We start from the raw sequence: 10,916 nt of genomic DNA on the forward strand, positions 1-10,916 counted from the left end.
GCTCAGCCGTCGAGCTGCAGCGAATAATAAAAAGCCAAGCAACCTCAGTTACGAGGTTGCTTGGCTTTACGGATGCCGCCCCTTGGGCGGCAACAAAACCGATTAACGGATAAGCCAAAACCTTATCCGTTTTGCTTAGCCAGCTCGCGCCGCACGATCGGCGCGACCTTTGTGCCGAGCAGCTCGATCGAGCGCAGCACTTCACGGTGAGGAATGGCGCTGACATCGACATGATGGAAGAAGCGCGTCACGCCGAGATTGCGATGCAACAGTAATATTTTCTCAGCGACATATTCTGGATCTCCGACATACAGAGCCCCTCTTGGATCGCAGGCTGCATCGAAGTTCTGACGGGTAAACGCAGAGTTCCAGCCGCGCTCACGCCCAATCTTGGTCATCTGCGCCTGATACGGATCAAACAACAAGTCGCCTGCGGCCCCTTTCGTATCCGCGACAAACCCATGCGAATGCGTGGCGATTTGCAGCTTGGATACGTCGTGACCAGCTTGGGCCGCAGCTTTTTTGTACAGCTCCACCAGTGGAGCGAAGCTCTCCGGCATACCGCCGATAATAGCGTAGGCCACCGGCAATCCCATCAGGCCGGCGCGGATCGTCGACTGCGTGTTGCCGCCGGTAGCGATCCAAACGGGAAGCGGCTCTTGCACGGAGCGCGGGTAAATACCCGTATTGGTGATGGCCGGGCGATGGCCGCCGCGCCAGTTTACCTTTTCCGAATTGCGGATCGCAAGCAACAGCTCCAACTTCTCGTCGAACAATTGCTCATAATCTTCCAGGCTATAGCCGAACAGAGGGAATGATTCGGTAAACGAGCCCCGTCCCGCCATGATTTCCGCGCGCCCGTTCGAGAGGCCATCCAGCGTTGCGAACTGCTGATACACACGCACAGGATCATCCGAGGAGAGCACAGTTACCGAGCTCGTGAGGCGAATGTTTTTCGTTTGCGCAGCTGCCGCTGCTAAAATAACAGCCGGAGCAGAACCCGCATAATCCGGCCGATGATGCTCACCGATGCCGTACACGTCCAGTCCGACCTGGTCTGCCAGGACGATTTCTTCAACTGCCTCGCGTAACCGCTCGGCGTGATTTTTAGACTTGCCGGCTACCGGACTTGCCGTTGCCTCCAGAAAAGTACTAATGCCGATTTCCATTGTTTGTGCCATACGTTTCATCTCCATTTCGCTCTTCATCCTCAGTGCCCTTATTGTACTATAAAATGTTTCGTTCCTCAACTATAGTAAGTAAAATTTTTGAGAGACGATAACCGTTGCAGGCTTTTTTAGGACGCGCATCGAAGACCAGTTTAATGAAGCTTAAATTATTATCTTCTCGAAGGAGGAACCAACATAAAAAGTCCATATATTCAGCCTTGGACACCGGACTGGGCTCAGCGGTACCGCCAGGAAGAGGCGCAACTGAGCATACTTCTCGGAGCAGATATCATCGCCATTCATCATATTGGCAGTACCTCCGTGCCTGCAATCGGTTACGCCAAGCCGATTATTGATCTATTAGCGGTCGTGCGTGAGCTGGAGGCAGTCGAGCGGCATGATGCCGCACTTGCGGAATTTGGGTATGAAGCGAAGGGGGAAAATGGCATCCCGGGCCGGCGCTTTTACAGCAAAGGCGGTGAGGTTAGATCGCATCATCTGCATGTTTTTAAGGAGGGGGCGAGGGAAATCGATCTCCATCTGCATTTCAAGCACTATCTGTCGGCGCATCCTGAGCGAGCATGCGCTTATGGCGAGCTGAAGCTTGAGCTTATGCGGCGCTGGCCGGATGACAGGAAGCTTTATCAAGAGGGCAAACAGCCCTTCGTAAATGAGCTTGTGCAAGAGGCGGAGGCTTGGGCAGCGACGGAAAGAAACAACAAGGATGGAGGGATGCTGTCATGAGAAATGAAGCTGAAATGATGGAGCTGATCTTGGAGACGGCACGGCAAGACGAACGAATTCGTGCGGTCTGCCTAAACGGTTCCCGTGTTAATTTTAATGTGCCACCGGATCGGTTCCAGGATTATGATATCGTTTATTTGGTGCGGGAGCTCTCATCCTTTCTGGAGGATGACGGCTGGATCGACCGTTTCGGGGAACGGGTCATTCTGCAAATGCCGGAACGAATGCATCTAATACCGCCGGACAACAATCGCCAATTCCCTTATCTCATGTTATTCGAGGATGAGAACCGCATCGACTTGCGGCTCATACCGGTCGAGCAGGCGATGGATTATGTGAGAGAGGACAAGCTCACGAAGGTGCTGCTGGACAAGGATGATATGCTGCCGCCGCTGCCCGAGCCTACGGACGAGGATTACCGGGTGAAACAGCCGGATGCGAAGCTTTTTGCAGATTGTTGCAATGAATTCTGGTGGGTGTCCCCATATGTGGCCAAAGGGTTGTGGAGAGGCGAGCTGTTGTACGCGCTGGATCATCTGAACGGTCCCGTCAGGGAAATGCTTATGGGGATGCTGAACTGGCAGGCTGGTTATAGGACGGATTTCTCGGTTAGTACAGGCAAAAACGGCAAATATTTGGACCGTTATTTACCGCAGGAAAGCTGGCAAGCTCTGCTCTCGACTTATCCGGCGGCGGAACCGCGGTCGATTCAACTGGCTCTTCGGGCAATGGCGGATCTGTTCAGCACAACCGCACAAACGGTGGCCGAAAAACTCGATTGTCACTACAATGCGGAGGAGGAGCTTCGGGTGCGGCGGTATTTGGATCGCGTTTTCCAGGACGCGGAGCAGGAAGAGCGATTGGGAGAGGGATAGTAGGATAGCTGGAACCTTTCGCCCTGGTATGCCGTCTGTTTGGGCAGAAAGGGTGAAGTGTTTTTATGTTAAATACGATTCTCATGACCTTACGGAAATCATCTGTCATGCTCCTGCTCGCGGCGCTGCTGATGAGCGGCTGCTCAAACGAACCACCGACAACAGAGCCAAAAGAAGATAAACCGGGCAGCATCGCCGAAGCCGGAGTCATTATTAACCGGTCGTTTGATTTTGGTCGGGGAGCTTCTATTCCATTTGGCGTATTACGGGAGCCGGAGAAAGTAGAGGCGTTCAGATTGGCTTTTGAAAGCGCTGAATTGCTGCCAGGCATCGCTGATGTAACGGAGCCAGACTTTGAAATCATCATTCAAAACGATAAAGGTGAGGGCCAATCGTACTATCTTTGGCTGCCTCTGAGGTACGATTCGGAGAAGCAGAAGAAACTTCAAGGTATGATGATGCTGACCACCAACACACATGAACGTTACAGCCTGTCGCTCGAAGCGACAAAGCATTTGAGCAGCATGGTGATGCGAATGATTTATTCCCGTGAGCAAGCCATGCGTAACGGCGATGTCATGAAGGTAAACGACGAAATTCTCGAGACGGAAGCGTGGCTCGAATTTGCAGATGCAGTAAGCCGTGGAGAGAATGCTGCTGTGCAGTTGACCTCCTATACGAAAGAGGGCGACCCTATATTTGAGAATTTATTTTATCGCAACGGCTCCATCCGTTATAGTCAAGATTCAACCTACGACTCGTTCGGCTCAGGTGGGAAAATCAGCTTGACCTGTAATGCCCTGCTGAAGAAGAACACCGGCGAAGAAGTTGAGTACATGCTTGGAGGCTGCGACGATTCCGAAGGGGAAACATCGTTTGTACTAAGAGTGAAAGAGTAGTCTAGAGGAGGAAAATGAACATGATGGAGCATCTCGTATCGTTCCGCTTTAACGGACCGTTGGAGCCTCAAAAACAGCAGGAACTGCTGGCTCTGCTGCATGGCTTAAAAGAACAGGTGCCGGGCATCGTTGAACTGACGGCGGGTTTTAATGAAACAGAGGAAACGGGTAACATCCATGGCTACACGCTTGGATTACGCGTAACTTTCACGGATCGGGAGGCGCTGCGCGCTTACGGCCCACATCGGGCCCATCAGGCGTTCGTCGCCAGTCTCGAAGGATTGGTGGAAAAGGTCGTTGTGGTCGATTATCCAATCGCTCCATGAAGACTATTTATCTCATCCGGCACGTCCAAGCCCTCGGTCAGGAACCGGAAGCCGAGTTGTCTCCCGAGGGTTTTCTTCAGGCAGAAGAGTTATCCCGCTTCCTAACGGGGAAAAAAATCGAAAAGATCGTTTGTAGTCCTTTTCGACGTGCTGTACATACGATTAAACCATTTGCCGACGCAGGGGGAATGCCCGTGCAGCTTGATGCGCGACTGTCAGAGAGAGTTCTCAGCTCGAATCATCTCCCGGATTGGCTGGACAAGCTCAAGGCTACATTCCATGACCCGGACCTGAAGTTTGATGGCGGAGAAAGCTCATCTGAGGCGCAACGCAGGGGCATTAAAGCTATATCCGACCTGGAAAAAAGCATTGAGCATGTTGGAGCCGTTGTGTCGCATGGCAATTTGCTTTCGCAGATCATCCGGTACTACCGGGCGGATTTCGGTTTCAAGGAGTGGAGCGAAATGCGGAATCCAGATGTTTTTGAACTTTCGATCAATCGAGATATGACTACGATCAGGAATGTCTGGAGGCAATAGTATGGTGGATTAGAATATTAATTAACGCTCTTTAGAAAGTAGTGGTGAAATGTTCGAATACAAATATACATTGTGTTTAATCAGACAAAATAATAGATTACTAATGCTGAATAGAGAAGCTGCTCCCACGAAGGGATTATGGAACGGTGTTGGAGGCAAGATCGAAGCTAAAGAGACTCCGTTTGAATGTGTTTTGCGGGAAATTTATGAAGAAACGGGAATTGAACTGAAAGACGCTAAGTTTAAAGGACTTGTTACTTGGGATGTGGATGAAGCCTACTCAGGTGGAATGTATGTATTTTTAGCAGATATTCCTCAGGACTATGAATATGAAACGCCTCTAAGAGTAGACGAAGGTATCCTCGACTGGAAGTTCATAGATTGGATATTATCGGATGGTAACTTAGGCGTAGGAGAGATGATTCCTCACTTCCTACCGTTAATATTGAATGATGAGGATTGTTATGAACATAAATGTGTATTATCGAACAATAAGCTAACTAATTATTCTGCAGTCTGTATATCTAATATGATTAATGTTGACGGGTTATAGCCTATGTGGTGAAATGTGATCTAAACTATCCGTTGGAAAAGATATTAAACGATCATTCGGAACGCGGGAATTAATGCGCTAACTGAATCAGCATTTGAATCATTAGGATTGCGAATGATCAACTGAATTAAAACATTAAGTACAAATAGAGTTTTTGTAATTGCTCATGATGGAACGATAACGAATTATCGGATCTTGTTAGGTGAGAGCGGGTTGACTCGGTCGGACTTCTTCGGAGAAGCCGGTTGGTATAGGGTAGAGATATAGTCCATATGTCGCCCTTCCGTCATGCTACGGTTCAATTCGAGGTGTACGCTCCTCTTATGGTAGCGAGGCAACATTGGAAGTATGTCGTTGGAAGCGACCACACGATGGATGCTTGGAACGAAGCTTCACGAAGGTACATCACGATTGATGTGGAAAACTACGTTCCGAATCCGGTTGATTGGCGAAGCAAGCCAGAGAACTCCAAGCAGGGAAGCGGAGAGCCAGTTGCGGCGTCGATAGGCCTTGAGGCTACAGAGCGTCTGCTCCGCCAAATCGAGCAAGGGCTGAAAGAGATTATGAGTGGGCATTAAACAAAAATATCGCCCCTGAACAGGCGCGTTTACTTATTCCTTCCGCTTACGGGATGTACACAGCCTATTATTGGACTGCATCCCTCCAGTCGGTTTGTCATTTTATCAACCAAAGGCTTGCCCATGATTCACAATACGAGATCCAACAGTACGCAAAGGCTGTTCATGAGCTGGTTAAGCCGATTTTCCCTGTGTCCTTGGAGGAGCTGCTTAAGGAGTGAAACTATGGTGTTAGGCTTTCGTTGATTGATTTTCTAGTTTTCATCAATTCGTTCACAAATTTAACGGCGTCATTCCACTGTTTCATAGCGGTTTGCATTTTAAGATTCACGTTCTGCATCGAGCTGGATGACGTTTGGATATTGCTTGTTATAAGCTGGTTGAGTGCGTCGAGCTCGGCTTTATTTTTTGGTTCTTGTACAGGGAGCCCGGCAGCAATGAGCGCATTCGTCAACTCTTGGTTTGGTTTTACCACTGTATCGTTTGTGGCATTGGGTGGCAAATCATTTCGCATGGATTGAACTAGGTTGAGAGCGATGTTTAATTGGCTGCTCTGGTTCATGTTTGCCTCTAACAAGCGGATTTGCTCCTTCACTTGTAGTTCAAGGGATACAGCTTTTTTCTCTTGCACCTTCAGCGTCTTGTCAATCGATTCTCTGTCCCGCACTATGACGGACGGCATTTGACTCTTATTTGAAGTAGCTTGGAAGAGGTCGGATTTACTTTTCGTTTCTTGCAGAGGAAGTCTGGTCGCGGGTTTATTTACTAAAACTCCGAATATAACCAATGCCGATAACCCTGCCACAATCAACGCACTTTTTCTCAATCTCATGAAATCTCCTCCTATATGGACTCTCAGTATTATCCTTTCTTCTTATTCATTTTATTCATTCATTTTGATTGAATGGAAGCGATTGGAATCCCATATGCTTTACCATGTATCCAAAAATAGGAGAGTGAATAGATGTTCGGCGCCGGGACTCATCTGGTTAATTGCCGTAATTTTCCTCTTTATTTCCCTGTATGGCCGAAAAGAGCGGGAGGAGCCCTATCTGCTGTTAAAGCTGATCGGGTATTTTCTGCTCGGTGGTTTTATATTCTATCTTAACTCGATTCCGATTCCGGTCGGCTTCATCATCTATTGGCTCGCGCTGCACGGTAAACCCAAGCCTAACCGCGTGATTAAGGAGAGCGCGGCAGTCTGGGGTGTTGGGCTACAGCTCATTCAACTGTTTCTCCGCCTCATTTTCTAATCGAAGGCAGTCCGGGTCTTTGAGAAACGCCCTTCAATTGTTAGATGCCAACTATCTAGCAATTGGGGGGCGTTTCAGTTTTGATTGGGCTGTCCCTTGTTTAATTTGATATAATTAACATCATATCCATGAAAAGGAGTTTTTCTTATGATCGCTCTACTAGTCTTCTCATCGTAGGTTGCCTCGGCAACTTTTTTGCGGGAGGCTAAATGCTAAGCCTTCAAGGTTCCTCCATTTTCAATAAAAGAAAATTTCTCCACAATTAAATCTATATGTGGAGAAAAATGCTTCCTAACCTTGGAAGCGTTTGCTATACTAGCGGTGACTTAACGAAATCTCCATACTTTTCACCACAACTGGTATCTGCCGCATGATTTTTCACTCCTGAGGTCTCTACAGAACTTGTTTAACAAGTTACAGAAATCAAGAGAGGGTGGTTCATGTAATGGTCAAACAATCCAGCAGCAAAAGGCTGAACCTGGCATCCCCGGCATCAGATTGTTCTAAGCTCGACACGCTTCCTGCCAACCGTCTTTACCCGACCCGCCAAATGAAATCCTTACATCCCGTTCGTCTCGCTTCCACTGGCGCACTCGTAGCGCTACTACTTCTGTCGGCAGCTTGCGGCAACGGCGGCAATGGCAACAACGCCAACAATGGCGCAGCTTCTCCCGATCCGAAAGCAAGCCCAGGCACAGGTTCAAGCAGTCCGGCTCCGTCTGTCAAAGAGGTCAAGCTGGAGTTCTGGACGATTTCCCTCCAGCCGAAATTCAATGATTTCTTCAACAAGCTGATCGCTGATTACGAGGCAGCCAATCCTGGTGTCACGGTGGATTGGAAGGACTTTCCCTATGAAGGCATTCAGACCAAGCTGCTTGCAACGGCTGGTGGCAAGGACGCCCCGGACGTCGTCAACCTGAACACGGAATTTGCCAGCCAGCTGGCGTCGAAAGGTGCGCTTGCCGATCTGGGTGGGCTCATCAGCGATGAGGTGAAGGGCAGTTATTTTGCAGGAATCTATGACTCAACCGTATTCGATGGCAAGCCTTATGCGCTTCCTTGGTACACGGGCACCCATGTGCTGTATATGAACAAAAAGCTGGTGGAAAAAGCCGGCCTCGATCCTGCCAATCCACCTAAAACGAAGGAAGAACTGTACGAATGGTCCCGCCAAGTGAAGGCGAAAACGGGAGCTTCCGGCTACGCGACTCAATTCGGTGCCAATTTGCTGCCAAGCGAAGGCGTGCCGATTCTCGATGAGGCCCGCAAGAGCGCCGCATTCAATAATGAAGCCGGCATTGCCGTTGTAGAGCAGCTCAAAAAGCTGGTCCAAGAAGGGGTTATCGTGAAGGACGATGCCAAGTTCCAGAAGCAGGTTGAGTATTATGCGAGCGAACAGGTCGCCTTCGAGCTGTCGGGTCCTTCTTTTATCAACTTCATCAAAACAGCTGCGCCTGAAGTGTATAACAATACGATCGCTGTCCCACTGCCGACAGGCAAAGCCGATTTGCGCTATTCTAACTCCATGAATCTCGTTGTGCCAAAAGGCTCCGAGGACCAGCAGGCTGCTGCGGACTTTGCTGCATTTATTACGAACGGGGAAAACCAAACGGCATTCTCCAAAAATTCCAACACGCTTCCATCCACTAAAAAATCCATCGAAGATCCATTTTTCACGCAATCAGACAATACGCTAGAGTCTCAAGCTAAAATCGCTTCCGCACAAAGTCTCGACAAGGCGCAAGAGTATTACCTGGGCATACCTGCTGCAGGCGACGTCAATACGGCTATCGCTCGCGAGCTGCAAAACATCATTCTCAATGGTAGTGACGTCAAGGCGGGCGTAGCGGCAGCCGCAGCTAAGGTGAACGAGGCTCTGGCGCCCAAATAACCCTGCAAGGGCGGTGAATTCCATGCGCAGAAGAACGCTGGCTTCCGACGCGCTGCCGGCCTGGAGCTTTATGGCTCCGGGCCTTCTCGTTATCGCTGTATTCGTGCTTTTTCCCATTGTGTACAGCATCCCGCTTGCACTTACGAACTACTCCGTTCTTGGGGAAACGAAGTATGTCGGGCTGGACAACTTCACGAGGGCTTTTAAGGATGACAGCTTCGTGACCTCACTTAAAAATTCAGTGCTCTATATTATCGTTGTGCCTGTGCTGCAACTGTTTTCGATTCTGATGGCAATCCTTGTGAACAGCCGGATTCCAGGTATTCAGGCTTTTCGAACCGCCTATTACATTCCTGTTGTGACCTCGATGGTCGCAGTCGCGCTGATGTGGAACTGGCTGCTCAGCCAAAACGGCGTTGTGAACTACATCCTGATCGAGCTTGGCTTGACCAACGAAAAAATCGGTTGGCTGACTAGCAGTGCAACTGCACTGTATGTGCTCATGTTCATCACGTTATGGAAAGGGCTTGGCTACTACATGATGCTTTACCTCGCAGGTTTGCAATCGATCCCGTCCGATCTGTACGAGGCGGCGATTGTGGATGGGGCCTCCTGGACCCAGCGAGTGCGGCATATTACCGTTCCGCTTCTGCGGCCTTATATTTTCTTCTGCACTCTAATTTCGCTTATGGGCGCGATCCGCGTCTTTGACGAAATGTTCGTACTGACAAACGGCGGACCGGGAACCGCTACGCTGACTTCCAGTCTTTACATTTATCAGCAGGGCATTACACAGCTCAACTATGGCTACGCGTCCGCACTTGGGCTAATCGTCAGCGTCATTATTGGGGCGTTCAGCATTATTGTGTTCCGGTTCAACCGCAGAGGCGGGGTGAATCCCTACTGATGATGGATCCCTCTATGAAAAAAAAGCCGTCCGGACAGCCCGTCCGCATGGCGGGCATCCGCCGAAGCACGCTGAAACGGATTCCGACTTTGGCGGCTGGATATATCATGCTCCTGCTGCTCGCCCTGTTCATGATGGGGCCGTTTCTCTGGCTGCTGAGCGTTTCGCTCATGCCGGGCACTAATGTGTTTGCGTTTCCTCCGGCTATTTTTCCAACCTTCATCAAGTTCGACAACTATGTGGAAGTATGGAGCTTCATCGACTTTCCAAAGTTTATCGGCAACACGCTAATCATTACCGGGCTAGGGCTTGTGCTGAATATCGTGCTGTCGCTGTCGACTGCATATCCATTGGCCAAAATGCGCTTCAAAGGCCGCTCGCTCGTCTTCACAATTCTCGTCTCAACCATGATTATTCCGTCTTCGACGGCGCTTGTTGTCCACTACCTGACGATTAGTTGGTTCAATCTGCTGGATACCTTTGTCGGCATCGTGCTGCCTTCGGCTGTGTCGGTGTTCAATATTTTTCTGATGCGGCAGACGTTCATGGGCATTCCCGATGATATTCGCGACTCTGGTAAAGTTGACGGCGCATCCGAGTTTCGGATTTGGTGGCAGCTGATGGTGCCGATGGTTCGTCCTGGCATCGCGGTTATCGCGTTACTTGAATTCATGTCCTATTGGAACAGCTTCCTTTGGCCGATCGTGGTGCTGAATGACCCTGCGAAGTATCCGCTCGCTTCGGCGCTGACGTACCTGAATGGTCAGTTCTCGTACAATTTCGGCTGGATCGCCGCCGGTACGATTCTATCGGTTCTACCGATTATTATCGTGTTTCTCTTCACTCAGCGCTATTACATGGAGGGCATTTCCGGCGCGGTAAAAGGGTGAGGAGTGGTGGGCTTCGAGCGAAGCGAGTAAGATTGGCTACTTGCTTGCAGCTGCGAGGCTGATGAGGAACGGAGCAAGTAGCTTTGACTACTTGGTTGCAGCTGCGAGGCTGGTTTGGAGCGGATCAAGTAAGTTCGACTACTTGGTTGCAGCTGCGAGGCAGATTTGGAGCTGATCAAGTAAGTTTGACTACTTGGTTGCAGCTGCGAGGCAGATTTGGAGCGGATCAAGTAAGTTTGACTACTTGGTTGCAGCTGCGAGGCTGGTTTGGAGCTGATCAAGTAAGTTTGAC

Annotated in this window: 14 protein-coding genes; 12 read left to right on the forward strand and 2 right to left on the reverse strand. The window is 49.7% G+C overall.

Features of this window, described 5'->3' with window-relative positions; translation table 11 throughout:
* Positions 1 to 122: 122 nt before the first annotated feature.
* Entirely contained in the window at positions 123 to 1,190 is a 1,068-nt protein-coding gene (locus tag CGZ75_RS20350; protein WP_089526516.1) for an LLM class flavin-dependent oxidoreductase, read from the reverse strand.
* A gap of 189 nt (positions 1,191 to 1,379) precedes the next feature.
* Between CGZ75_RS20350 and CGZ75_RS20355 the strand changes: the two genes are divergently transcribed.
* The 8 genes from CGZ75_RS20355 (at position 1,380) to CGZ75_RS26380 (ending at position 5,904) form a co-directional block, all read left to right on the forward strand.
* Positions 1,380 to 1,913: a GrpB family protein gene (locus CGZ75_RS20355; protein ID WP_281255132.1), complete on the forward strand. Its 534-nt coding sequence runs from the start codon at positions 1,380 to 1,382 to the stop codon at positions 1,911 to 1,913.
* Entirely contained in the window at positions 1,910 to 2,788 is an 879-nt protein-coding gene (locus tag CGZ75_RS20360) for an aminoglycoside 6-adenylyltransferase (protein WP_089526119.1), read from the forward strand. Before CGZ75_RS20355 ends, CGZ75_RS20360 begins: the two co-directional genes overlap by 4 nt.
* Before the next feature lie 65 nt (positions 2,789 to 2,853).
* The gene (locus tag CGZ75_RS20365) at positions 2,854 to 3,687 is read left to right on the forward strand and encodes a DUF4362 domain-containing protein (RefSeq protein WP_089526120.1); all 834 of its coding nucleotides are present in this window, start codon (positions 2,854 to 2,856) and stop codon (positions 3,685 to 3,687) included.
* A 20-nt stretch (positions 3,688 to 3,707) separates the two neighbouring features.
* Positions 3,708 to 4,013, forward strand: a complete 306-nt coding sequence (locus tag CGZ75_RS20370) for a Dabb family protein (protein WP_245850992.1) — start codon at positions 3,708 to 3,710, stop codon at positions 4,011 to 4,013.
* A complete protein-coding gene (locus CGZ75_RS20375; protein ID WP_089526122.1) occupies positions 4,010 to 4,552 on the forward strand; it encodes a histidine phosphatase family protein in 543 nt (180 codons plus the stop codon). The genes CGZ75_RS20370 and CGZ75_RS20375 overlap by 4 nt, the downstream gene beginning before the upstream one ends.
* Positions 4,553 to 4,601: 49 nt before the next feature.
* Positions 4,602 to 5,105, forward strand: a complete 504-nt coding sequence (locus CGZ75_RS20380; RefSeq protein ID WP_089526123.1) for an NUDIX hydrolase — start codon at positions 4,602 to 4,604, stop codon at positions 5,103 to 5,105.
* Between the two features lie 323 nt (positions 5,106 to 5,428).
* Positions 5,429 to 5,683, forward strand: a complete 255-nt coding sequence (locus CGZ75_RS26375) for a hypothetical protein (protein WP_342745699.1) — start codon at positions 5,429 to 5,431, stop codon at positions 5,681 to 5,683.
* 8 nt (positions 5,684 to 5,691) lie between these two features.
* Complete coding sequence (locus CGZ75_RS26380; RefSeq protein ID WP_342745708.1) at positions 5,692 to 5,904, forward strand: FAD-dependent thymidylate synthase; 213 nt, start codon at positions 5,692 to 5,694, stop codon at positions 5,902 to 5,904.
* A 2-nt stretch (positions 5,905 to 5,906) separates the two neighbouring features.
* Here CGZ75_RS26380 and CGZ75_RS20395 read toward each other — a convergent pair whose 3' ends face one another.
* The gene (locus CGZ75_RS20395; RefSeq protein WP_089526124.1) at positions 5,907 to 6,515 is read right to left on the reverse strand and encodes a hypothetical protein; all 609 of its coding nucleotides are present in this window, start codon (positions 6,513 to 6,515) and stop codon (positions 5,907 to 5,909) included.
* A gap of 124 nt (positions 6,516 to 6,639) precedes the next feature.
* Between CGZ75_RS20395 and CGZ75_RS20400 the strand changes: the two genes are divergently transcribed.
* The 4 genes from CGZ75_RS20400 (at position 6,640) to CGZ75_RS20415 (ending at position 10,624) form a co-directional block, all read left to right on the forward strand.
* Positions 6,640 to 6,936: a hypothetical protein gene (locus tag CGZ75_RS20400; RefSeq protein WP_089526125.1), complete on the forward strand. Its 297-nt coding sequence runs from the start codon at positions 6,640 to 6,642 to the stop codon at positions 6,934 to 6,936.
* A 445-nt stretch (positions 6,937 to 7,381) separates the two neighbouring features.
* A complete protein-coding gene (locus CGZ75_RS20405; protein WP_245850994.1) occupies positions 7,382 to 8,827 on the forward strand; it encodes an ABC transporter substrate-binding protein in 1,446 nt (481 codons plus the stop codon).
* 22 nt (positions 8,828 to 8,849) lie between these two features.
* Positions 8,850 to 9,734: a carbohydrate ABC transporter permease gene (locus CGZ75_RS20410; RefSeq protein WP_089526126.1), complete on the forward strand. Its 885-nt coding sequence runs from the start codon at positions 8,850 to 8,852 to the stop codon at positions 9,732 to 9,734.
* A 47-nt stretch (positions 9,735 to 9,781) separates the two neighbouring features.
* A complete protein-coding gene (locus CGZ75_RS20415) occupies positions 9,782 to 10,624 on the forward strand; it encodes a carbohydrate ABC transporter permease (RefSeq protein ID WP_245851062.1) in 843 nt (280 codons plus the stop codon).
* Positions 10,625 to 10,916 lie beyond the last annotated feature (292 nt).

The organism is Paenibacillus herberti (assembly GCF_002233675.1).
Taxonomy (GTDB): Bacteria; Bacillota; Bacilli; order Paenibacillales; family Paenibacillaceae; genus Paenibacillus_O; species Paenibacillus_O herberti.